This is a genomic window from Iamia sp. SCSIO 61187, from assembly GCF_019443745.1.
Taxonomy (GTDB): Bacteria; Actinomycetota; Acidimicrobiia; order Acidimicrobiales; family Iamiaceae; genus Iamia.
This window is the reverse complement of the sequence record NZ_CP050948.1, coordinates 1,919,588-1,941,358: the sequence shown is the minus strand read 5'-3', so window position 1 is coordinate 1,941,358 and position 21,771 is coordinate 1,919,588. Positions and strand designations below refer to the sequence as shown.

General features: G+C 73.1%; 21 protein-coding genes. 11 read left to right on the top strand and 10 right to left on the bottom strand.

The window, feature by feature from the left end:
• The first annotated feature begins 29 nt into the window (after positions 1-29).
• Positions 30-1,055 (top strand): galactokinase, encoded by a 1,026-nt coding sequence (gene galK, locus HC251_RS09360; RefSeq protein WP_219945031.1) that lies wholly within the window; start codon positions 30-32, stop codon positions 1,053-1,055.
• 65 nt (positions 1,056-1,120) lie between these two features.
• Positions 1,121-1,342, top strand: coding sequence for a DUF6458 family protein (locus HC251_RS09355; protein WP_219945030.1), 222 nt, complete (start codon positions 1,121-1,123; stop codon positions 1,340-1,342).
• Between the two features lie 10 nt (positions 1,343-1,352).
• Here HC251_RS09355 and HC251_RS09350 read toward each other — a convergent pair whose 3' ends face one another.
• Genes HC251_RS09350 through HC251_RS09340 form a run of 3 tightly spaced genes read right to left on the bottom strand, consistent with a single transcriptional unit; the run spans position 1,353 to position 3,049 of the window.
• Complete coding sequence (locus HC251_RS09350) at positions 1,353-2,051, bottom strand: helical backbone metal receptor (RefSeq protein WP_219945029.1); 699 nt, start codon at positions 2,049-2,051, stop codon at positions 1,353-1,355.
• On the bottom strand, positions 2,048-2,680 hold the full coding sequence (locus HC251_RS09345; RefSeq protein WP_219945028.1) for a PH domain-containing protein: 633 nt from the start codon (positions 2,678-2,680) through the stop codon (positions 2,048-2,050). Before HC251_RS09345 ends, HC251_RS09350 begins: the two co-directional genes overlap by 4 nt.
• Positions 2,681-2,704: 24 nt before the next feature.
• Positions 2,705-3,049: a metallopeptidase family protein gene (locus HC251_RS09340; RefSeq protein WP_255566652.1), complete on the bottom strand. Its 345-nt coding sequence runs from the start codon at positions 3,047-3,049 to the stop codon at positions 2,705-2,707.
• 42 nt (positions 3,050-3,091) lie between these two features.
• On the opposite strand from HC251_RS09340, the gene HC251_RS09335 reads away from it, so the two are divergent.
• From HC251_RS09335 to HC251_RS09325, 3 genes are read left to right on the top strand one after another with little or no spacing between them, the layout of a single operon-like run.
• Positions 3,092-3,517: a hypothetical protein gene (locus HC251_RS09335; protein ID WP_219945027.1), complete on the top strand. Its 426-nt coding sequence runs from the start codon at positions 3,092-3,094 to the stop codon at positions 3,515-3,517.
• 1 nt (position 3,518) lies between these two features.
• Positions 3,519-5,495: an ATP-dependent helicase gene (locus HC251_RS09330; RefSeq protein ID WP_219945026.1), complete on the top strand. Its 1,977-nt coding sequence runs from the start codon at positions 3,519-3,521 to the stop codon at positions 5,493-5,495.
• Between the two features lie 7 nt (positions 5,496-5,502).
• Positions 5,503-5,994: a DUF2505 family protein gene (locus HC251_RS09325; RefSeq protein WP_219945025.1), complete on the top strand. Its 492-nt coding sequence runs from the start codon at positions 5,503-5,505 to the stop codon at positions 5,992-5,994.
• Positions 5,995-6,031: 37 nt separating this feature from the next.
• On the opposite strand, the gene HC251_RS09320 is transcribed toward HC251_RS09325, so the two are convergent.
• From HC251_RS09320 to HC251_RS09310, 3 genes are all read right to left on the bottom strand, one after another.
• Positions 6,032-6,751, bottom strand: coding sequence for a PaaI family thioesterase (locus HC251_RS09320; RefSeq protein WP_219945024.1), 720 nt, complete (start codon positions 6,749-6,751; stop codon positions 6,032-6,034).
• On the bottom strand, positions 6,748-7,527 hold the full coding sequence (locus HC251_RS09315; protein WP_219945023.1) for an exodeoxyribonuclease III: 780 nt from the start codon (positions 7,525-7,527) through the stop codon (positions 6,748-6,750). The genes HC251_RS09320 and HC251_RS09315 overlap by 4 nt, the downstream gene beginning before the upstream one ends.
• 108 nt (positions 7,528-7,635) lie before the next feature.
• On the bottom strand, positions 7,636-9,195 hold the full coding sequence (locus tag HC251_RS09310) for a histone H1-like repetitive region-containing protein (protein WP_219945022.1): 1,560 nt from the start codon (positions 9,193-9,195) through the stop codon (positions 7,636-7,638).
• Positions 9,196-9,304: 109 nt separating this feature from the next.
• Between HC251_RS09310 and HC251_RS09305 the strand changes: the two genes are divergently transcribed.
• Genes HC251_RS09305 through HC251_RS09295 form a run of 3 tightly spaced genes read left to right on the top strand, consistent with a single transcriptional unit; the run spans position 9,305 to position 12,218 of the window.
• Positions 9,305-10,654 carry a M20/M25/M40 family metallo-hydrolase gene (locus HC251_RS09305; RefSeq protein ID WP_219945021.1) on the top strand — a complete coding sequence of 450 codons (1,350 nt, stop codon included), beginning with the start codon at positions 9,305-9,307 and terminating at the stop codon, positions 10,652-10,654.
• Positions 10,654-11,322: an HAD-IA family hydrolase gene (locus HC251_RS09300; RefSeq protein ID WP_219945020.1), complete on the top strand. Its 669-nt coding sequence runs from the start codon at positions 10,654-10,656 to the stop codon at positions 11,320-11,322. Before HC251_RS09305 ends, HC251_RS09300 begins: the two co-directional genes overlap by 1 nt.
• Complete coding sequence (locus tag HC251_RS09295; RefSeq protein ID WP_219945019.1) at positions 11,319-12,218, top strand: hypothetical protein; 900 nt, start codon at positions 11,319-11,321, stop codon at positions 12,216-12,218. Before HC251_RS09300 ends, HC251_RS09295 begins: the two co-directional genes overlap by 4 nt.
• Before the next feature lie 125 nt (positions 12,219-12,343).
• On the opposite strand, the gene HC251_RS09290 is transcribed toward HC251_RS09295, so the two are convergent.
• The gene (locus HC251_RS09290; RefSeq protein WP_219945018.1) at positions 12,344-13,273 is read right to left on the bottom strand and encodes an amidohydrolase family protein; all 930 of its coding nucleotides are present in this window, start codon (positions 13,271-13,273) and stop codon (positions 12,344-12,346) included.
• A gap of 53 nt (positions 13,274-13,326) precedes the next feature.
• On the opposite strand from HC251_RS09290, the gene HC251_RS09285 reads away from it, so the two are divergent.
• Positions 13,327-14,706, top strand: a complete 1,380-nt coding sequence (locus tag HC251_RS09285) for a cytochrome P450 (RefSeq protein ID WP_219945017.1) — start codon at positions 13,327-13,329, stop codon at positions 14,704-14,706.
• On the opposite strand, the gene HC251_RS09280 is transcribed toward HC251_RS09285, so the two are convergent.
• Together HC251_RS09280 and HC251_RS09275 are read right to left on the bottom strand one after the other, a co-directional pair.
• The gene (locus tag HC251_RS09280) at positions 14,703-15,236 is read right to left on the bottom strand and encodes a hypothetical protein (RefSeq protein ID WP_219945016.1); all 534 of its coding nucleotides are present in this window, start codon (positions 15,234-15,236) and stop codon (positions 14,703-14,705) included. The genes HC251_RS09285 and HC251_RS09280 overlap by 4 nt on opposite strands.
• 4 nt (positions 15,237-15,240) lie before the next feature.
• Entirely contained in the window at positions 15,241-19,065 is a 3,825-nt protein-coding gene (locus tag HC251_RS09275; RefSeq protein ID WP_219945015.1) for a multifunctional oxoglutarate decarboxylase/oxoglutarate dehydrogenase thiamine pyrophosphate-binding subunit/dihydrolipoyllysine-residue succinyltransferase subunit, read from the bottom strand.
• Positions 19,066-19,137: 72 nt separating this feature from the next.
• Between HC251_RS09275 and HC251_RS09270 the strand changes: the two genes are divergently transcribed.
• Positions 19,138-19,668: a carbonic anhydrase gene (locus HC251_RS09270; protein ID WP_219945014.1), complete on the top strand. Its 531-nt coding sequence runs from the start codon at positions 19,138-19,140 to the stop codon at positions 19,666-19,668.
• A gap of 9 nt (positions 19,669-19,677) precedes the next feature.
• On the opposite strand, the gene HC251_RS09265 is transcribed toward HC251_RS09270, so the two are convergent.
• On the bottom strand, positions 19,678-19,932 hold the full coding sequence (locus HC251_RS09265; protein ID WP_219945013.1) for a hypothetical protein: 255 nt from the start codon (positions 19,930-19,932) through the stop codon (positions 19,678-19,680).
• A gap of 141 nt (positions 19,933-20,073) precedes the next feature.
• On the opposite strand from HC251_RS09265, the gene ettA reads away from it, so the two are divergent.
• On the top strand, positions 20,074-21,753 hold the full coding sequence (gene ettA, locus HC251_RS09260; RefSeq protein WP_219945012.1) for an energy-dependent translational throttle protein EttA: 1,680 nt from the start codon (positions 20,074-20,076) through the stop codon (positions 21,751-21,753).
• The last annotated feature ends 18 nt before the right edge of the window (positions 21,754-21,771 follow it).

Here is a 21,771-nt window from a genome sequence, read left to right as displayed (position 1 = left end):
GGGGCCGCAAGGGCATATCGTCGACCCCGATGGCAGGCGACCACGTGCGGGTCCGAGCCCCCGGACGGGTCAACCTCATCGGCGACCACACCGACCACACCGGCGGCCTGGTCCTCCCCGCGGCCATCGACCTGGAGACCGTGGTCGAGGGCCAGCGGGGCGGGGCCGAGGTCGTCCTGCGCTCCGACGGCGACCCCGAGGTCGCCGTGGTGCCCCTCGCCGTGGCCGACCCTGCCGAGGTCGCCCCGGGCTGGGCCCGCTACGTGGCCGGCGTGGTGGTCGAGGCCCGGCCGCCCGAGGGCTTCACGGGCACCGTGACCACCACCCTGCCCCTCGGCGGCGGCCTGTCGTCGAGCGCCGCCCTGGAGGTGGCCCTGGTCCTCTCCCTGCGCCCCGACCTGGGCGATGCCCTCTCGGTGGCCCGGCTCGGCCAGCGGGCCGAGCACCGGGCCACAGGGGTGCCGTGCGGGATCATGGACCAGCTCGCCTCCGCCGGCGGCCGGGCCGGCCACGCCCTGCTGATCGACTGCCACACGCTGGCCGTCGAGCCCGTCCCCCTGCCCGACGATCTCGACGTCGTGGTGGTCGACTCGGGCCAGGCCCGCCGCCTGGAGGGCTCGCCCTACGCCGAGCGGGCGGCCCAGTGCCGGGCGGCGGAGGCGGTCATCGGGCCCCTCCGGGAGGCTCCACCCGGCACCGAGGTCGCCATCGCCGACCCGGTGGTGCGGGCCCGGGCCCGGCACGTCCTCGGCGAGAACGCCCGCGTCCGGGCCGCCGCCACCGCGCTGCGGGGTCGCGACCACGCCCTGCTCGGGGCGTTGCTGCGGGAGAGCCACGCCTCGCTCCGCGACGACTTCGCGGTGTCGACCCCCACCCTCGACGCCCTGGTCGGCCGGCTGGCCGCCGCGCCGGGCGTGTGGGGCGCCCGGCTCACGGGTGCCGGGTTCGGCGGGTGCGTCGTCGCCGTGGCCGAGCGGGGGGCGCTCGACGAGTGGGGTCCCGAGACCTGGTGGCGGGTCCGCCCGAGCGATGGGGCCACCGTCGAGGTGCGGTGACGGTTGCCCCACCCTCAGTGGGGTAGGGACGGCGGCGCCCCGCCCTCTCTCGAAGGACCACTGCCATGACCATCGGAGTCAGCGTCTTCCTCCTCGCCGTCGGCGCCATCTTGAAGTTCGCCGTGAGCGACACGATCGAGGGCGTCGACCTCGGCGTGATCGGGATCATCCTCATGGTGTGCGGGGTCATCGGCCTGCTCTTCGGCCTCCTGCAGATGGCCAACGCCCGTCGCACCGGCGTCCCGCCGGCGTACCCGGACCCCCGCTACCAGGACCCCCGCTACTGACCCGCTCGGGTCACGCCAGCGCCCGGACCAGGCGGCGCACCGCGCCCTCGGTCCGGGCGCCCCACCAGAACAGGTCCTGGCCGTCGACGAGGACGGCGCGGGCCCCGAAGGTCCCGGCCAGCCCCGGCAGGTCGTCGACGGTGAAGGCCCACGGCTCGGTGGGGGCGAGCACGGCGTCGACGCCCCGGGCCCGCACCTCCTCGACGGTGACCTCCGGGTACCGCACCGGGTCGTCGGCCCAGGCGCTGGACCAGCCGGCGGCGGCGAGGACCGACGCCCCGTAGGTGTCGGCGTTGAGGGTCATCCAGGGCCGGGCCCAGATGGGCACGAAGGCCACCCGGGGCTGACCCGGCGGGGTCGGCGGCGGCGCCGGCGGGGGCGGCGACACCTCGACGCCGACGGCGGCGGCGAGGGCGGCCAGCACCTCGGGCACGTCGGCCACGGTCCGGGGCGAGGCCACGTGGACCTCGAGCCCGGCGGCGCGCAGGGCGTCGTGGTCCTCGATGCGGTTCTCCTCGTCGCACATGACGACGAGGTCGGGGGCCATCTCGACGATGGCGGCGATGCGGGGCCGCTTGGTCCCCCCGACGTGCGGGATCCCCGGCTGCTCGCAGAAGCGGGTGCAGGCCACCGGCGGCCGTCCCCACGCCACCAGCGTCTCGGTGACCGACGGGACCAGGCTCACGACCCGGGGCCCGGTGGGGCTCATGCGCCGAGGATGCGGGACTTCTCGGCCTCGTACTGGGCCGGGGTGATGGCCCCCTGCTGGAGCAGCCCGTGGAGCCGCTCGACCTGCTCGACGGGCGACAGGGTCGCCAGCGGGGCCGGCGCCCGGACCCGGTCGAACTTCCGGTTCTCGTTGTCCTCCATCTGCACGTAGATCTCGCGCTGGACGATGGCCGGCTTGCGGATGTTCTCGAAGCTCTCGGTGCCCCGCTCCCCCGCCGACTCGATCCCCAGATCGCCGGCGCCCACCATGCGCTCGATCAACCGCTGGGCGAAGAAGACCGTGTTGATGCGGTCGAGCGGGATCTCGATGCCCGACTTGGTGAGGACGCCGCGCCGGGTGACGACCCGGTCGCTGGTGAGCACGAAGTTGGTGTTCGACCAGCCCAGCAGGCGGACGAGGAAGATGCCGAGGGTGACCAGGATCAGGGCGAGGGCGATCACGGACAGCACCGTGCCGAACGTGCCGTCGGGGCCGAGGAAGACCACCACGAAGCTGATGACGATCGCCGCGACCAGGGCCAGGGTCGAGGGCGCGAGGGCCAACCAGTGGGGGCGGAGGTCGAGGATGAGCTCCTCGCCGTCGTTCAGCAGCTTGCGGGGGAAGGCCACGGCCCCACGCTACTTGCGGGGTGGTCAGCCGTAGCCGAGCTCGTGCAGGCGGGCGTCGTCGATGCCGAGGTGGTGGCCGAGCTCGTGGACGACCGTGATGCGGACCTCGCGGACGAGGTGGTCCTCGTCGTCGGCCATCAGGCACAGCGGCACCCGGAAGATGGTGACCCGGTCGGGCAGCTCCATGAACCCGTACTGCCCGCGCGCCGTGAGCGGCGTGCCCTCGTAGAGGCCCAGCGGGCCACCCGGTCGCCCGTCTGTCACGAGGACGGCGATGTTGTCGAGCATGGACTCGATCTCGGCCGGCAGGCCGTCGAGGGCCTCCGCCACCAGCTCTTCGAACCTCTGCTCGGTCACGTCGACGGGCACCGGCCGAACCTACCGGAGGATGCCCGCGGTACCGTCGTCACCGTGCTCCCCACCCGCTCGTCGACCCGGCTCCGCATCCCGCCCGGGGGCTGGTCGACCCACAGCCGCCTGTCTCTGCTGTCGGCGCACGCGGACCTCTCGATCCTGTCCGTCAGCTCCCAGCTCTCGATCCTGTCGGCCGGCTGCCTGCTCTCGATCGGATCCGCCGGGAGCATCCTCAGCGTCGGGTCGTCGGGGAGCATCCTGAGCGTGGGGTCGGCGGGCAGCATCCTGAGCGTGGGGTCGGCGGGCAGCATCCTCAGCGTCGGATCGGTCGGCAGCATCCTCAGCGTGGGCAAGGCGTTCCACCTCGGCGGGCGCCGCCGGAGCCGGGGCGACGGTGCCGACGGGGCGCCGGTCGCGCCGGCGCGGGTGGTCGGCCTGGCCGTGGGCACCCTGGCCCTCGCGTCCGCCGTCCTCGACCGCTGACGTGGAGACGGCGCGCCTGCTCGCCGACCTCGACCCCGACCAGCGGCGGGCCGTCACCGAGACGACCCACCCCTTGTGCATCATCGCCGGCGCCGGGTCGGGCAAGACGCGGGTCCTGACCCGTCGCATCGCCTACCGCGTCGCCGTCGGGACCGCCGACCCCCGCCACGTCCTGGCCCTGACCTTCACCCGCAAGGCGGCGACGGAGATGGGCACCCGCCTGGCGCGCATGGGCCTGCGGGACCGGCCCCACGTGGGGACGCTCCACGCCATGGCGTGGGCGCAGGTCCGCATCTGGTCGCACGACCGGGGCACCACCCTCCCCTCCCTCCTCCAGCACAAGGGCCACCTCCTGCGGGAGCTCCCCGGCCGGGGCCACCTGCCCGTCCCCGAGCTGGCGTCGGAGATCGAGTGGGCCGGCGCCCGCGACATCTCGGCCGACGACTACCCGAGCGCCGCCCACCAGGAGGACCGGAGGGTCAGCGCCCCGTTCGAGCAGGTCGCCTCGCTCATCGTCGAGTACCGGGAGGCCAAGCGTCGCCGTGGGGTCATGGACTTCGACGACATCCTGCGGACCTGCGCCGACCTCTTCGACGAGGAGCCCGGGTTCGCCCGCACCCAGCGCTGGCGGTTCCGCCACCTGTTCGTCGACGAGTACCAGGACGTGAACCCGCTGCAGCACCGGCTGCTCTCGGGGTGGCTGGGCGACCGGACCGACCTGTGCGTGGTCGGCGACCCGCACCAGGCGATCTACCGCTGGAACGGCGCCGATGCCGGCTACCTGCTCCGCTTCGCCCAGGACCACGAGGGGGCGGCCGTCGTCGAGCTGCGGGGCAACTACCGCTCGACACCGCAGATCCTCCACCTCGCCGGCGCCGTCCTGGGCCCCGGGGCGGCCCGTCCCCTCGCCCGCCGCCCGGCCGGCGATCCCCCCGTCCTGGTGGCCTACGGCGACGAGCACGAGGAGGCCCGGGGCGTGGCCCGGGCGGCGCGCACGTTGCACGGCCCCGGGACCCGCTGGGACAGCCAGGCGGTGCTGGTGCGCACCAACGGCCAGATGAAGCCGTTCGAGGACGCCTTCACCCGGGCCCGGATCCCGTTCCGCGTCCGGACGGCCGAGCCGCTGGCCGGCCGGGCCGACATCGGTGCCGCCCTGCGCCACGTCGCCCCCGGCGACGGCCACCCGCTCCGCACCGTCGTGGTCGACCTCGACGACTACGTGGCCGAGCAGCAGGCGGCCCGGGGCCGCGACGGCCAGCGGTCGGAGGCGCTGGAGGCGCTCGTCCGCCTCGCCCGCGAGTACAGCGCCATGGAGCCGGAGGCCACCGTCGGCGACCTGCGGGGCTGGCTGATGACGGCCATGGGGCTCGACGGACCCGGCGGCGTCGACGCCGTCCACCTCGTCACCTTCCACGCCGCCAAGGGCCTGGAGTGGCCGGTCGTGCACATCGCCGGGCTGGAGGAGGGGTTCGTCCCCGTCTCCTACGCCAAGACGCCCGAGGCCGAGGCCGAGGAGCGGCGCCTGCTCCACGTGGCCATCACCCGGGCCGAGCAGACGTTGCGGATCTCGTGGGCCAGCACCCGGACGATGCGCGACGCCCCGGTGGCTCGTCGGCCGTCGCGCTACGTCGACGCCCTCGCCGCGGCCAAGGCCGACCTCGACGCGCTGATGACCATGGATCCGGGCGAGGGGCTGGCCCGCTCCCGGGACGCGCTCCGCACGGCCGTCGCCGACGACCTCGACCGGGCCCTCCTCGACGAGCTGCACGCGTGGCGGGCCCGGGTCGCCCGCCGGGCCGGCATCGCCCCCGCGGTGGTCGCCAGCGACCGGGTTCTGGGCGACGTGGCCCGGCACCGGCCCACCGACCGCGCCGCCCTGGGGGCCATCCTCGGCGTGGGCCCCATGGTGGTCGACACGCACGGCGACGACCTGCTCGGGATCGTGTCGGCCCACGCGGCCGCAGCGGGGGCGCCATGATCTGCCCGTGCGCTTCGACCTGACCCAGACCATCGCCGCTCCGGTCGACGAGGTGGCCCGGGCCTACGCCAGCGCCGAGCTGTACGAGGCCCTGGGCGGCAACGACAAGCTGGGGCCGCCCGACGTGCTCGACCGGTCCGAGGACGGGGACGTGGTCACGCTGCGGATCCGGTACCAGTTCGTCGCCGACCTCAGCCCGGCAGTGACGGCGGTGGTGGACCCGCGGAAGCTCACCTGGGTCGAGCGGTCGGTGCACGACCTGGCCACCCGCTCGGTGGCGGTGACCCTCCACCCCGACCACTACGCCGACCGGCTCCGGTGCACCGGCGCCTACCGGTACTCGGCCTCCGGCGACGACGCCACCGTCCGGCGCATCGACGGCGACCTGAAGGTGAAGGCCCTGCTCGTCGCCGGGGCGGTCGAGAAGGCCATCGTGTCCGGCCTGAAGGAGCACCTCGAGGCCGAGGCCGACGACGTCGAGAGGTACCTCGGGCGGTAGCCGAAGCTCGCGTCCCCGCGAGGCGAGTGACCGAGGATCAGTCGGTTCCGAGGAAGCCGGCGGCCATGCGGCGGTCGAAGCCCTCGGCGAGCTTGCGGAAGCGGGCGGCGTCCATCGAGACGAAGAGCCCCTCGGCCTCGGCGGTGACGACGCCGTCGGCCACGATGCGCCCGGTGGTGAAGACCTTGCGCCCCTCGCGCCGGTCGAAGCGGCCCTCGATCTCGAGCGGGGTGTGGAGGGGCGTCGGCTTCCGGTAGTTCACGGTCAGCCGGGCGGTCATGCCCGGCGCACCGGAGAACGACTGGGCCGAGCCCAGCACCTCGTCGAAGGCGGCGGCGACGAAGCCGCCGTGCACGGTCCCCGGCGGCCCCTCGTACACGGCCCCGAAGGTCACCTTGCCGACGACGGAGTCCTCGCCGAACTCGAGGCGGATCGGCGGGGCCAGCGGGTTGGCCAGTCCGATCATGGGGCTGTGGTCGAAGAAGGAGCCGAAGTCCCCGCCGGAGAGGGCGGCCTCGCCCATGCCCTCGTACATGCTGCGGGGGCGGTCCTGGCGGAAGCGGGCGGCGAGGGCCTCGAGCTCCTCGGCCACGGCGACGAGGTCGTCGGGCGGGACCTCGGTGCCGACCATGTCGGCGATCAGGTCGCGGTTGGCCGCGGCGATGCGGCGCAGGGCCTCCCGCCGGGGGGAGATGTCGGCATCGGACTGGGCCGCCACGCGCGGCGAGGTCACGAGGTGGGTCTGGTCGTCGCTCATGGCGTCCCTTCGACGTCGATGTACACGGGAGCGTGGTCGCTCGGCTTGGTGCCCTTGCGGGCGTCGCGGTCCATGACCGCGGCGGTGACCGCGTCGGCCACGGGGGCGGTGGCGAGGAGCAGGTCGATGCGCATGCCGAGGCCCTTGTGGAAGTTGCCCGCCCGGTAGTCCCAGTAGGTGAAGTGGCCGGGCTCGGGGTGGAGCCGGCGGTAGGTGTCGTGCAGGCCCCAGCCCTCGAGCTCGGCGAGGGCGGCCCGCTCGGGCTCGCTCACGTGGGTCGAGCCGATGAAGACCTCGGGGTCCCAGACGTCGAGGTCGGTCGGGGCGATGTTGAAGTCGCCGGCCACGACGACCGGGTCGGTGGGCGCGTGGTGCGTCGCCAGGTGGGCTCGGAGCCGGGCCAGCCAGGCCAGCTTGTACCGGTAGTGCTCGTGGTCGAGGGCGCGCCCGTTGGGCACGTAGACGCTCGCCACGCGCACGCCGCCGCACGTGGCCCACACGATGCGGGCGTCGGGGTCGGGCTCGCCGTCGTCGGTCCAGCCCGGAGCGGGGTCCTCGAGGCCGACGCGGCTGAGGATGGCCACCCCGTTCCACCGTCCCTCCCCGTGGTGCACCGACTCGTAGCCCAGGCCGTGGAAGGTCAGGGCGGGGAACGCGCTGTCGGCCAGCTTCGTCTCCTGGAGGCACAGCACGTCCGGGCCGGCCTCGGCCAGCCACGCCTCGACGCGCGGCATGCGGGCCTTCAGCGAGTTGACGTTCCAGGTGGCGATGCGCACCCGGCCGACCCTAGGGCCACGGTGGTGGTGACCCGTCCGCCGTGATCGGTCGCGGTCCGAGGGGGCCGGTCGGACCGGCCCCCTCGAGCACCCTCGTCCGCGATGTGATCAGGCGCGCTTCTTGGCCGGAGCCTTCTTGGCCGGAGCCTTCTTCGCCGCGGCCTTCTTGGCCGGAGCCTTCTTCGCCGGAGCCTTCTTGGCCGCGGCCTTCTTGGCCGGAGCCTTCTTCGCCGGAGCCTTCTTCGCCGGAGCCTTCTTCGCCGGAGCCTTCTTCGCCGGAGCCTTCTTCGCCGGAGCCTTCTTCGCCGGAGCCTTCTTCGCCGCGGCCTTCTTCGCCGGAGCCTTCTTCGCCGGAGCCTTCTTCGCCGGAGCCTTCTTCGCAGCGGCCTTCTTCGCCGGAGCCTTCTTCGCCGCGGCCTTCTTGGCCGGAGCCTTCTTCGCCGCGGCCTTCTTGGCCGGAGCCTTCTTCGCCGCGGCCTTCTTCGCCGGAGCCTTCTTGGCCGCAGCCTTCTTGGCGGGTGCCATGTCGGTGTCCTCCTGGGAGGTGTCTGGTTCGCGGACGGAGCTACCCGTCACCTGGAGAAGACCTGGCACGGCCAGGTCGATGCTCCGCCGTGGCGAGTCGAACGACTCGACGACGAAGGTGCGTGACTCCCCGATGGACAGCACCTCGCGGGCGCTGCGAGGGGGAGGATCGGCCATGGCGCGCAACGGCACGTAGCACTGCGCTCCGTCGACCACGACGTAGGCACCGTGGGAGGAGAACCGGTCGACGACGGCCTCGACCTCGCTCCCGACGGGATGGGTGCTGACGAACGCCAGGAACCGCTGAGGCTCGTTGACCGCCTCGGGAGCCTTGCTCCCGCTGCGCCGCCGCCGACCGCGGCCGCCCCCGGACCCACCGTCGTCGGGCGCGTCGGCCGCCGTCGGCTCCTCGACGGGCGCGGCAGCCGCCTTCTTGCGCGTGCGCTTGGGCTTGGCAGGCGCGTCGGCGACGACATCGGGCGCGGCATCGGCGCCGGCACCCCGTCCGCCCTTGCCCCGCCCACGACCCTTGGCCTTCCCCCTGGTGTCGGAGGCCGGCTCGACGGCGGCGCCTGGTGCGCCGCTCGCGGCACGACGCGCCTTCACCTCGGCCTCGACGGCCTTGGCGGCGGCGTCCTTGTCGACCTTGCCGCCCTTGGCGCCCTTGGGCTTGCTGCGGGCGTCGCGCTGCGAGCGCCGGCTGATCGAGCCCCGCACCGGGGTGCGGGCCACGAAGACCCACCCGACGCCGTCGACGGGCTTGCCGCCGATGATCCGGCCCTCGTCGAACATCCACGGGTACTCGCCGTGGAGCTCCTGGAAGGAGTCGTTCGAGAGGATCGTCGCATCGGCCTTCTGAGCCACGGCGGCGATGAAGGCGTCGCCGCGGCCGACGGCGCCGGCCGGCGGGGACACGATCTCTCCGGCGAGCACGGCCTCCTCGTAGGCGTCGCGCTCGGGCGCCTCGATGCGGTGCTGGAAGGTCGCGTCGACGACGACGGTGATCGTCGTGTCGGGGAACTCCTCGAGGAAGGCGCGCACGGCCTCGTCCAGCTGGGCGAGGCTCGGCAGCGTCCTCCCCTCGGTGGCGATGTTCGACCCGTCGACGATGACGTGGTGACGGATGGTGCGAGGCGTCGGCATGACGTGTGAGAGTCAACTACGTCCGTCAAGGGTCGTCGCGGATGGGACCCCACACGCGCCCAGGCCACGCCTGCCGATCCGCCGTGCGCCAGTCGATAGGTTGCGCGCCATGGCCACCATCCACGACGACCCGACCGCCGAGGTGACGGATCTGCTGCAGCGCATGATCCGCAACGCGTGCGTCAACGACGGGCGCGAGGTGTCGGGCCACGAGGCCCGGTCGGTCGACCTCCTGCGCTCCGTCCTCGAGCCCACCGGCATCGACCTGGAGGTGTACGAACCCCTCCCCGGCCGGCAGAGCCTGGTCGCCCGCATCGAAGGCAGCGACCCGACGGCGCCGACGCTCACGCTGCTCGGTCACACCGACGTCGTCCCGGTCAACGAGGACGCCTGGTCGCGCGACCCCTTCGGGGGCGAGCTGGTCGACGGGGTGGTCTGGGGCCGGGGCGCGGTCGACATGTTGAACCTCACCGCGTCGATGGCGGTGGCGACCCGGCGGCTGGCCGATCGCGGGTGGAAGCCCGAGGGGACGCTGGTGTTCGCGGCCGTCGCCGACGAGGAGGCGGCCGGGGTGTGGGGCGCCAAGCACCTCGCCGACGCCGAGCTCGACGCCGTCCGCTGCGACTACGTGCTGACCGAGTCGGGGGGCATGCCCATGAAGAGCCCGGGCGGGCTCAAGCTGCCGGTGATGGTCGGCGAGAAGGGCTGCTACTGGTGTCGCATCACCGTGCGGGGCACGGCCGGCCACGGGTCGCAGCCGTACAAGACCGACAACGCGCTGGTGAAGGCGGCCGAGGTCGTGCGGCGCATCGCCGCCTTCCGGCCCGAGGCCCAGATCGGCGAGGTCTGGCGCCGGTACCTGGAGGCGATGGGGCTGCCCGACGAGAAGACCGCTCCCCTCCTCGATGCCGAGCGGATCGACGAGCGGCTCGACCAGCTCCCCGTCGGGACGGCGCGGCTCTTCCACGCCTGCACCCACACGACGCTCAGCCCGAACATCGCCCGCGGCGGGTCGAAGATCAACACGATCCCCGACACCGTCGAGCTCGAGGTCGACATCCGCACGCTGCCGGGGCAGAGCGCGGCCGACATCGAGCGCATGGTGCACGAGGCGGTCGGCGACCTGCGCGACGACGTGACGGTCGAGGCCGCCGTGTTCGACCCGGCCTCGGAGTCGCCCATGGACTCGCCGCTGTGGGACACGCTGGCCCGCGTCGCCGGCCGGTTCTACGAGGGCAGCCAGAACGTGCCCATGCTGATCGCCGGCGCCACCGACGCCCGCTTCTTCCGCCGCCTGGGGGCCACCGCGTACGGCTTCGGCCTCTTCAGCCGCTCGTTCCGCTACGAGGACTACGGGAGGATGTTCCACGGCGACGACGAGCGGGTCGACGTCGAGTCGCTGCGGCTGTCGACCGAGATGTGGGAGGCCGTCGCCCTCGACCTCCTCGGTGGGTCGTGATGGCGTCCGACCCCCGGCCCGAGACGGCGCCGGCGACGATCACCGCCGTGCTCTTCGACTTCGGCGGCGTGATCCTGTCCAGCCCGTTCGAGGCCTTCGCCCACTACGAGGCCCAGCGCGGCCTGCCCGACGGCTTCCTCCGCCGGGTCAACGCCACCAACCACCACACCAACGCCTGGGCCCGGCTCGAGCGCAACGAGGTCGGGTTGGAGGAGTTCAGCGCCCTGTTCGAGGAGGAGGCCCGCGCGCTCGGCGGCGAGGTCAGCGGGATGGAGGTGCTCGGCCTCCTGCGCGGCGAGCTGCGCCCGGCGATGGTCGAGGCCGTGCGCCGGTGCTCCGAGCGGCTGAAGACGGCGCTGCTGACGAACAACGTGGTGTCGATGCGGGCCGAGGAGATGTCGGGCGCGTCCGACCCGCACAGGGCGGTGCTCGGACTCTTCGACGTCATCGTCGAGTCGTCGCGGGTCGGCACCCGCAAGCCGGACCCGGCCTTCTACGAGCACGCCTGCGAAGAGCTCGACATCGCCCCCGAGGAGGCCGTCTTCCTCGACGACCTGGGCGTCAACCTCAAGCCGGCGCGCGAGATGGGCATGCAGACCATCAAGGTCGACGACCCCGACGTCGCCATCGCCGAGCTCGAGGCCGTGGTCGGGTTCCCGCTGCGATGACGGGCTTCGCCTCCACCCTGGCCGCGCTCCGGGCGCAGGGGCTCCGGCTCGACCGCATCATGCCGGCCGACGACCCGGCCGAGGCGGTGCTCTCGGGCGAGGGGGTCCGCCTCGTCCTGCGTCGCGAGGGCTGGACCGGGCCTCCCGAGGTGGGGCACCACGACGGTGCGACCGTCACGGCGCGAGCGGGCGGCGACGAGGTCGTGGGGCGGGCCGGGATGCGGTACCGGGACCTCGTGCCGGGGCGGTGGGGCGGGGCGGTGATCGCCAGCCACATCACGATCCCCGAGGGCGGCCCGGTGCCCGACGACGTCCACGCCCACGAGATCGACTTCCAGGTGATCTGCTGCCGGGCGGGTTGGGTGCGGGTGGTCTACGAGGACCAGGGGCCGCCGTTCACCCTCGAGGCCGGCGACGTCGTGCTCCAGGCGCCGGGCATCCGCCACCGCGTGCTCGAGGCGTCGCCCGGGCTCCAGGTGGTGGAGGTCGGCTCGCCCGCGGCCCACCCGACGCTGCTCGACCACGAGGTGCTGCTCCCGACGCCGGAGCTTCGGCCCGAGCGGTCGTTCGGGGGCCAGCGGTTCGTCCGCCACGTGTCGGCGTCGTCGCCGTGGGTCGCGGTGGCCGACGGGTGGGACGAGCAGCGGACCGGGATCGCGGCGACGTCCCACGGCGTCGGCGACGTCCGCCTGCTGCGTGCCACCGGCACGGCGCCGCTCACCTGGACGACCACGGCGGCCTTCACCCTGCTGTACGTCACCGGCGGCGCCACCACCGACCTCGCCGAGGACGACTCCGTCGCCCTCCCTGCGGGCTCCGAGGTCACCCTGGCCCCGTCGACGCCGACCACCCTCCTCGAGGTCACCGTCGCGGGGGCCGGCGCCCACGGGGTCTGACCGCCGTTCTGTTCGCGCCAGGCGACATCGGTGTCCGACAGCGGTGTCAGAACGCACGCCCGGGGTCGCGCCCGGGGTCCTGGGTGCGAGGGCCCCTTCTGGACCCGCGGTCTGGGCGCCGCCGCCTAGGAGGGCGACGGGGGGTCGACCGGGGCGATGCCGAAGACGCGGGCGGCGTTCTCCCGCAGGAACTTGGGCCAGACCTCGTCCTTGAACGGGACGTTCGGCAGCTCGGAGAAGATGCGGTCGAGGGTGAGGCCGGCCGAGTAGTAGCCGGCGTACATGACCTTGTCGGCGCCCCGGGAGTTGGCGAAGCGGATGATGTCCTCGGGGTAGTACTTCGGGGCGAAGGCCGACGTCGAGTAGTGCAGGCCCGGGTACTTGAGCATCAGCTTCACCATCAGCTCGGTCCACGGGTCGGCGCCGTGGCGGACGACGATCTGGAGCTCGGGCCAGAACCAGCACACCTCGTCGAGGAGGATCGGCAGCTGCGGGGCCATCGGGATCCGGGGGCCCGGGACGCCGGCGTAGACGATGATCGGGCGACCGATCTCGATGCACTTGGCGTAGATGGGCCACATGCGCTTGTCGTCCAGCGGGACCTGCGGGATCAGCCCGGTGCCCCACACGTGGATGCAGCGCAGCGAGTCCCCCCACTCCTCCACCGCTGCATCGATCGTCCGCAGGGCGCCGATCCCCTCGTTGGGGTCGACGTTCAGCATCCCGACGAAGTGCTGGGGGAACTCGCGCACGGCCCGGCGCGAGTGCTCGTTCTCGTGGACGCCGGTGACGAAGGTCGAGATGCGGTGCTTGGACATCTCGGCCAGGACGACCTGGACGGGGTCGTCGACTTCGTCGTCCTCGAAGGTCGGCACGCCCTTGAACATGTACTCGGCCGGCATGTACGAGTCCTTGGTGCCGGCGTCGTTGGCCAGCTCCCGGATGCGGGCGTACTTGGCCGCCTGGTTGGCCCGGGTGTCGGGCATGGCCAGGAAGGTGTCGATCACACCCCCGGACCGGGCGGCTTCGAAGGCGGAGCGGGAAGGGTCGGTCACGACGCCGACACTACTCAGAACGAGAACGCGTTCTACTCGTAGGATGCGGGGCCGTGGCCGCCCGCCCGCTCCCCCGGCCGCCGTGGCGGGCCCAACCCGGGCTGGTCCGGCGCCTGCTCCGCCAGCCCCACGCGGTGCTCGACCAGCTGCGGGCCGACCACGGCCCGATGGTGGGCCTCGGCGCCGGCCCGGTGCGCATGGCGATCGTCGGCGACCCGGCCGCCGCCCGCGAGCTGTTCGCCCGCCCGACCGACGACTTCCGGTGGGGCCATCCCTTCAACGTCCTCGGCTTCGTGGTCGGGCCGGGCTCGATGATCGTCTCCGACGGTGCCGACCACACCCGGCGCCGATCGTCGGTCCGGTCGGCGTTCAGCCGCCGGCGCCTCAACGGCTGGATCCCGATGATCGTCGAGCGCACCGACGTCGCCGCCGACGCCTGGCTCGCCGCCGCCGGGTCACGAGCGCCGGGCGACGGCGAGGAGGGTTCCGACACCGTCGACCTGGCCCCCCTGCTCCGCACCCTCGTGCTCGACGTCGTCGTCCGCGCCCTGTTCGGCCCCCGCCTGGCCGGCCGCGTCGACGAGATCGAGGAGCTGTTCCGTGGCCCGGCCGCCCACCTCGAGTCCCCGGCGCTGCGACAGCTGCCGCACCCCTTCCCCCGGACCGCCCGATCCCGGGTCCGGGCCGACCGGAGGGCGCTCGACGCCATCATCGACGGCGAGATCGCCCACCGTCGGGCCCACCCGAGCGGGGACCCCCTCGACGTGCTCGAGGTGCTCGTCGCCGACGGGTCGCTGTCCGACGCCGAGATCCGCGACCAGGTCGTGACGCTGATCGGTGCCGGCCACGACACCACGGCCGCCGCCCTCTCGTGGGCCGTGTGGGAGGCGACGCTCGCGGCCGGGATGTGGGACGCGCTGGGGGCCGAGGCCGACGCCGTGCTGGGACCACCGGGGTCGGGTGCGCCGGCCCCCGACCACGCGAGCCTCGCCGCGCTGGCCACCGCCGAGCGGGTGATGCGGGAGACCCTGCGCCTGCACCCCGCCGGCGCCCTCAGCCCGCGGCAGGCCGTCCGGGACGTCGAGGTCGGCGGCCACCACATCCGACGCGGGACGCTGATCCTCTGGTCGGCCCACCTCATCGGGCGCGACCCCACCGCGTGGCCCGACCCCCTCCGCTTCGACCCCGACCGCGTGGTCGACCTCGACGCCGACGCCCGGGTCCTCGCCGAGACGGCGTGGGTGCCCTTCGGGCGGGGGGCGCGCAACTGCATCGGCTTCGCCCTCGCCCAGATGGACATCACCTTGATCCTCGCCCGCCTGGCCCAGAGGCTCGTCGTGACGCCGACGACATCGACCATCCCCCCACCGGTGGGGATGGTGGTGAACCGGCCCACGGGCGGGGTGCCCGTGCGCCTCGCCCCTCGTTCCTAGGACCTGGACGAGGGGCCCGGCGTCCGCGGCGCCGCGGGCGGCGCGGTCACGACCGAGACGGGCACACCGTGCTCGCCCGCCAGCGCCGTGAGCTCGTCGATGCTGGCGGCGACGGAGCGGTGGGCGTACCAGAGGAACGGGTACCAGGGGGCCCAGCGGGCGGCGGCGCCGTCGTGGCGCACGACGTCGACGCCACGCAGCGCGCCGTGCGGCCCGCCCCGGTCGACCTCGATCGACGCCGTCTCGGCCCAGCGCACGGCGACCGTGCTCCGCACCCACCGCACGGTGACGCCCTCGGCGTCGGCGCGGGCCCAACCGGTCAGCGAGACGTAGGTGAGCGAGGCCAGCCAGGCGACGCTCGCCAGGGCGACGACACCGAGCAGGACGGCCCCGGTGGCGATCCCGGCCACCGCCATCGCCGCGCTCCCGGCGGCGACGAACCCCATGACCTCGGCGGGCCCGCGCGGCGGCCGCACCTCGACCGGTCCGGTGCGCTCGCGGCGCGCGCCCTCGCCGCCGGGGACGGGCACGTCGCTACAGGCCGTCGAAGGCCCGGGTCAGGATCTCGTCCTGCTCCTGGACGTGGATGGCGTGGCTGCCGCCGGCCGGGGAACCCGACCCCACCCGGGAGACCTCGCGGTACTTGATGCCCTCGGGCACGAGGGGCCACAGCCGCTCGCCCACGAAGGAGCGGGGCCCCATGTTGTCGGGCTCCTCCTGCAGCCACACGACCTCGTCGATCGAGCCGTACCGCTGGAGCAGGTCCCGGATGCGGGCCCGCGGGAACGGGTACAGCTGCTCGACCCGGATCACCGCCGCCGGGGCACCCAGCTCGTCCCGCCGGGCGATGGCGTCGTGGCTGACCTTCCCCGAGCAGAACACCAGCCGCTTGACGGCGTCCGGCTCGGTGACCGAGGTGTCGTCGAGGACCTCCTCGAACGAGCCGTTGAACAGCTCGCCCACCGACGAGCGGGCCGACTTGGCCCGCAGCAGCGACTTCGGGGTGAAGATCACCAGCGGCTTGAGGATGTCGTGGTGCATCTGCCGCCGCAGCAGGTGGAAGTACTGCGCCGACGTGGAGGCGTTGCAGACCTGCATGTTGTCCTCGGCGCAGAGCGTCAGGAACCGCTCGATGCGGGCCGAGCTGTGCTCGGGGCCCTGGCCCTCGTAGCCGTGGGGCAGCAGGAGGGTCAGACCCGAGCGCTGCCCCCACTTGTCCTCGGCGGCGGAGAAGTACTGGTCGATGACGATCTGGGCGCCGTTGATGAAGTCCCCGAACTGGGCCTCCCACAGCACGAGCGTCTTCTCGGCCGAGATGACCGAGTAGCCGTACTCGAAGCCCAGGGCGGCGTACTCCGACAGCAGCGAGTCGTAGATCCAGATCTTCGCCTGGTCGGGGTCGAGGTAGGCGAGCGGGGCGTGCTCGGCGCCGGTCTCGTAGTCGACGAGGACGCTGTGGCGCTGGGAGAAGGTGCCGCGCCGGGAGTCCTGGCCGGCGAGGCGGATGTTGGTGCCCTCGAGCAGCAGCGACCCGAAGGCCAGCGCCTCGGCCAGGGCCCAGTCGACCTCGCCGCCCTCGAACATCTTGTCGCGGGCCACGAACTGCTTGGCCAGCTTGGGGTGGACGGTGAAGCCCTCGGGCTGGGTCGACAGGCCCCGGTAGATCCGGTCGATCGTCTCGGAGGGCACACCGGTCTGGACGTGGGGCAGCACGCCCCGGGCGGGCGCCGGCGGCTTGGCCCGCACCTCGCCCTCGGGGGCGTGGGAGCGGGTCTCCTCGAGGGCGCCGGCGAGCTTCTTGGAGAAGTCGTCCAGGGCGGCCTCGGCCTCCTCGATCGAGATGTCGCCCCGGCGGACGAGGGCCTCGGTGTAGAGCTTGCGGACCGAGCGGCGGGCGTCGATCCGCTTGTACATCAGCGGCTGGGTGTAGCTGGGGTCATCGCCCTCGTTGTGGCCGTGCCGGCGGTAGCAGACCATGTCGATGACGACGTCCTTGCGGAACCGCTGGCGGTAGTCGAAGGCCAGCCGGGCCACCCGGACGCACGCCTCGGGGTCGTCGCCGTTCACGTGGAAGATCGGGGCCTGGACCATCTTGGCCACGTCGGTGCAGTACTCCGACGAGCGGGCCGAGTCCGGCGGGGTGGTGAAGCCCAGCTGGTTGTTGATGATCAGGTGGATGGTGCCTCCGACGCGGTAGCCCTTGATGCTCGACAGGTTGAGCGTCTCGGCCACCACGCCCTGGCCGGCGAAGGCGGCGTCGCCGTGCACGAGGACGGGCAGGACCGAGAACGCCCGCGGGTCGTTGATCTCGTCCTGGCGGGCCCGGGCCATGCCGACGACGACCGGGTCGACGGTCTCGAGGTGGCTGGGGTTGGCCGCCAGCTCGACGGTGATCTCGTGGCCGTGGCGCGACTTGAAGGTGCCCCGCTGGCCGAGGTGGTACTTCACGTCGCCCGACCCCTGGGTGGACTCGGGGTCGATGTAGCCCTCGAACTCGGTGAAGAGCTTGTCGAGGCTCTTGCCCACGATGTTGGTGAGCACGTTGAGCCGGCCCCGGTGCGCCATGCCGATGATGGCGCCGTGGAGGGCCCACTGGGCCGCCTGCTCGAGGATGGCGTCCAGGATCGGGATGGCCGACTCGGCACCCTCGATGCCGAAGCGCTTCTGGCCCAGGTACTTGGTGCCGAGGAACTTCTCGAACGCCTCGGCCGCGTTGACCCGGCCCAGGATGTGGCGCTGGTCCTCGGGCGGAAGGAACGTCGAGGCCCCCTCGACCTGCTCCTGGATCCAGGCCTTCTCCTCGGGCTCCTGGATGTGCATGTACTCGATGCCGATGCGACGGCAGTACGCGTTGCGCAGCACGCCGAGGATGTCGCCCAGGGTCATCTTGGGCTTGCCGGCGAGGCCGTCGGTGAGGAACTCGCGGTCGAGGTCCCAGATCGTCAGCCCGTAGGTCGCCGGGTCGAGCTCGCTGTGCATCTGCGGCTCCTTGGCCGCCAGCGGGTCGAGGTCGGCGATGAGGTGGCCGCGCACCCGGTACATGTTGATCAGGGTCTGGACGTGGATCTGCTTCTGGAGGGTCGACTCCTCCTTGTCCACCGGGTTGGTGTCCTGGAGCCACTTGACGGCCTCGTACGGCACCCCGATCGAGCGGAAGACGCCGTCGTAGAAGTCCCCGTCGCCCATCAGCAGCTCGTGGATGCGCTTGAGGAACAGCCCCGACTCGGCGCCCTGGATGATGCGGTGGTCGTAGGTCGACGTCACCGTCATCACCTTCGACACGCCCAGGTCGGCCAGGGCCTCGGGGTCGGCGCCCTGGAAGGCGGTCGGGAAGTCCAGGCGGCCCACGCCGACGATGACGCCCTGGCCCGGCATGAGGCGGGGCACGGACTGGACCGTGCCGATCGTGCCCGGGTTGGTCAAGGTGACGGTGGCGCCGGCGAAGTCGTCGGGGGTCAGCTTGTTCGTGCGGACCTTGCGGATCAGCTCCTCGTAGGCCGCCCAGAAGCCGGCGAAGTCGAGCCCGGCGGCGTCGCGGATGACCGGCACCATGAGGGTGCGGGAGCCGTCCTTCTTCTCGATGTCGACCGCGAGCCCGAGGTTCACCTCGTCGTTGGTGACCTTGCGGGGCTTGCCGTCGGGGCCCTCGACGTAGGTGTTGTTCATGGCCGGGACCGAGTCGGCGATGGCGCGGACGACGGCGTAGCCGATGATGTGGGTGAAGCTGACCTTCCCGCCCCGGGTGCGCGACAGGTAGCCGTTGATGACCTTGCGGTTGACCTCGAGGAGCTTGGCCGGCACCTCGCGGAAGCTGGTGGCGGTGGGGACCTCGAGGCTGGCCTCCATGTTGGCGACGATGCGCGCCGCCGCGCCGCGGAGGGGCTCGCCGGGCGGCTCCTCGTCGGACCCGGTGGCGTCCTTGCCCTTGGGCGCCTCCTTCGTCGCCTTGGGCGCCTCCTCGGCCTTGCCCCCCTCGGTCGGCGCCGTCGGGGCGCCCGAGGGAGCGCTGGCCTTCGCCGTGGCGCCGCCGTCGCCCGAGGTCGGGCCCGTGGCCTCGGCCTTGGCCTTCGACTCGCGGGTCCGGGCCGTGCCCGCCGCCGGGGCCGCGACCGGGTCGGCCTGCTCGCTGGTCTGGCCGGCACCGGCGGAGGCGGCCGCCGGCGACGAGCCGGCGTCGCCGTTGGTGGCGGGGCGCGACGCGGTGGCGCCGCCCGGTCCGGTGGGGGTGTAGCCGGAGAAGAACTCCTGCCAGCTCTCGCTCACCGAGGACGGGTCCTCGGTGTAGCTCTCGTACATCTCATCGACCAGCCAGGCGTTGGGGCCCAGGGTGTCGGACGGCGGCGCTGGTTCCTCAGACATCGCCTGCAACCCTACCGAGCGCCCCCCGTTCTCGGTTTCGCCCCTGACCACGGGTCGGGCCATCCTCTTGCCATGGCCGACGCAACCCCCGACGCCGATCCCTTCGCCGACGTCTGGGCGGGCAACACCGCCTACGCCGAGCGCTTCGCCCTGGAGGGCCTGGAGGGCTACGCCGCCCGGGGCCTCACCGTCGTCACCTGCATGGACACCCGGATCGATCCGCTCGCGGTCCTCGGGCTGGCCCCGGGCGACGCCAAGATCATCCGCAGCGCCGGCGCCCGCATCACCGACAACGCCCTGCGGTCGCTGGTGCTCGCCGTCCACCTCCTCGGCGGCAGCCGGGTGCTCCTGATGCCGCACACCGACTGCGGCCTGGTGGGCACCGACGACGAGGTCCGGGCCAAGGTGGCCGCCGCGACCGGGCGGGCGGTCGACGACCCGACGATCGTCGCCTACGAGCCCTGCGCCATCGCCAGCCCGAGCGCCGGCCTGGCCGAGGACGTGGCCCGGATCCGGGCCGAGCCCCTCCTCGGCCCCGACCTGGTGGTGGGGGCGGCCGTCTACGACGTGCACACCGGGACGCTGGAGCAGGTCCCGGTCTGAGCCCCGGCGCTAGCGCCGGTCCCGCGACCCGTCGGCCGCTCGGCGGGCCCGGTCCGCCTCGTAGGCGGCGATGGTGTCGATCCCGTCGCGGAGGTCGATGACCACCGGCTCGTCGCCGTCGTGGGCTCCGGCCTCGGTCACGTCGGTGAGGTCGAGGGGATCGCCGCCCTCGCCGGCGCGGGGCCCGGTCCGAGCGCCCTCGGTCGCCGGCGTGCGCTCGCCGTCCCCCGGCCCGCTGTCGTCCTGACCCGTGCCCACGTCCACGTCCGCTCCCCTCGAGACCGGGACCATCCTGACACGCGGGCACGGAGCGTGAGGGCATCCCTCCCGACACGACGTTCCGTGCGGGGTGAGGGTCGGTGGGTACCGGGCCCGGCGGGGTGCCTCGCTACCCTCGAACGTCTCATGAGCAGCGCCCAGTTCATCTTCACCATGCACAAGTGCAGTCGCTTCTACCCGCCCGATCGCGAGGTGCTGCGCGACATCAGCCTGAGCTTCTACCCGGGCGCCAAGATCGGCGTGCTGGGCCACAACGGCGCCGGCAAGTCGTCGCTGCTGCAGATCATGGCGGGCCAGGACGACGGCTTCACCGGCGAGGCCCGCCTCACCCCCGGGTTCTCGGTCGGCATGCTCGAGCAGGAGCCGCACCTCGACGAGGCCAAGGACGTCAAGGGCAACGTGATGGACGGGGTGGCCGAGGTCGCCGGCCTCCTCACCGCCTACGACGCCTGCCTGGCCAAGTACGCCGACCCCGACGCCGACTACGAGAAGATCGGCGAGGAGCAGGCGCGCCTGGAGGCCGAGATCTCGGCCAAGGGGGCCAACGACCTCGACCGGAAGATCGAGGTGGCCATGGACGCCCTGCGCCTCCCGCCCGGCGACGCCGCCGTCGGACCGCTGTCGGGCGGCGAGCGCCGGCGGGTGGCCCTGTGCCGCCTGCTGCTGTCGGCGCCCGACCTCCTGCTCCTCGACGAGCCGACCAACCACCTGGACGCCGAGTCGGTGGCGTGGCTCGAGCGCTTCCTGCGCGACTACTCCGGCACCGTCGTGGCCATCACCCACGACCGCTACTTCCTCGACAACGTGGCCGGCTGGATCCTCGAGCTCGACCGGGGCCGGGGCATGCCCTTCGAGGGCAACTACTCGTCCTGGCTCGAGCAGAAGCAGGCCCGGCTGGCCCAGGAGGACAAGGCCGACAGCGCCCGCGGCCGCACGCTCGCCCGCGAGCTCGAGTGGGTCCGCATGGCCCCCAAGGCCCGCCAGGCCAAGGGCAAGGCCCGTCTCTCGGCCTACGAGAAGCTGCTGGCCGAGGCCAAGGAGGCCGAGGGGCGGGGCCGCGACCTGCAGATCACCATCCCCTCCGGCGACCGCCTCGGCGACCAGGTCATCGAGGTCGACCACCTCTCCAAGGGCTACGGCGACAAGCTCCTCATCGACGACCTGTCGTTCTCGCTCCCCAAGGCCGGCATCGTCGGCGTCATCGGCGGCAACGGCGTCGGCAAGACGACCCTCTTCCGCATGCTCACCGGCGGCGAGGAGCCCGACGCGGGGAACATCACCGTCGGGTCCACCGTGCAGCTGGCCTACGTCGACCAGAGCCGCCAGAGCCTCGACCCCGACCGGACCGTCTACGAGGAGATCACCGGCGGGCGCGACGACATGGTCGTGGGCGGACGCCCGGTGAACGGCCGGGCCTACTGCGCCCAGTTCAACTTCAAGGGCTCGGACCAGCAGAAGAAGGTCGGCGTGCTCTCCGGCGGCGAGCGCAACCGCGTCCACCTGGCCAAGGTGCTGAGCGAGGGCGGCAACGTCCTCCTCCTCGACGAGCCGACCAACGACCTCGACGTCGACACCCTCCGCGCCCTGGAGGACGGGCTCGAGTCGTTCCCGGGCTGCGCCGTGGTCATCAGCCACGACCGCTGGTTCCTCGACCGCATCGCCACCCACATCCTCGCCTTCGAGGGCGACAGCCAGGTGCGGTGGTTCGAGGGCAACTTCAGCGAGTACGAGGCCCATCGCAAGAAGGAGCTCGGCGCCGCCGCCGACCAGCCCCACCGCATCAAGTACAAGCCCCTCGCCCGCTAGGGCTGCCCCTCCGCCGGC

Bases quoted from the DNA above. Each gene is read 5' to 3' on its own strand.
- HC251_RS09350 (WP_219945029.1), bottom strand. From the start codon at position 2,051: ATGAGCCCCACCGGGCCCCGGGTCGTGAGCCTGGTCCCGTCGGTCACC.
- galK (WP_219945031.1), top strand. From the start codon at position 30: ATGGCAGGCGACCACGTGCGGGTCCGAGCCCCCGGACGGGTCAACCTC.
- HC251_RS09305 (WP_219945021.1), top strand. From the start codon at position 9,305: ATGGCCACCATCCACGACGACCCGACCGCCGAGGTGACGGATCTGCTG.
- ettA (WP_219945012.1), top strand. From the start codon at position 20,074: ATGAGCAGCGCCCAGTTCATCTTCACCATGCACAAGTGCAGTCGCTTC.
- HC251_RS09275 (WP_219945015.1), bottom strand. From the start codon at position 19,065: ATGTCTGAGGAACCAGCGCCGCCGTCCGACACCCTGGGCCCCAACGCC.
- HC251_RS09295 (WP_219945019.1), top strand. From the start codon at position 11,319: ATGACGGGCTTCGCCTCCACCCTGGCCGCGCTCCGGGCGCAGGGGCTC.
- HC251_RS09310 (WP_219945022.1), bottom strand. From the start codon at position 9,195: ATGCCGACGCCTCGCACCATCCGTCACCACGTCATCGTCGACGGGTCG.
- HC251_RS09320 (WP_219945024.1), bottom strand. From the start codon at position 6,751: ATGAGCGACGACCAGACCCACCTCGTGACCTCGCCGCGCGTGGCGGCC.
- HC251_RS09270 (WP_219945014.1), top strand. From the start codon at position 19,138: ATGGCCGACGCAACCCCCGACGCCGATCCCTTCGCCGACGTCTGGGCG.
- HC251_RS09300 (WP_219945020.1), top strand. From the start codon at position 10,654: ATGGCGTCCGACCCCCGGCCCGAGACGGCGCCGGCGACGATCACCGCC.
- HC251_RS09355 (WP_219945030.1), top strand. From the start codon at position 1,121: ATGACCATCGGAGTCAGCGTCTTCCTCCTCGCCGTCGGCGCCATCTTG.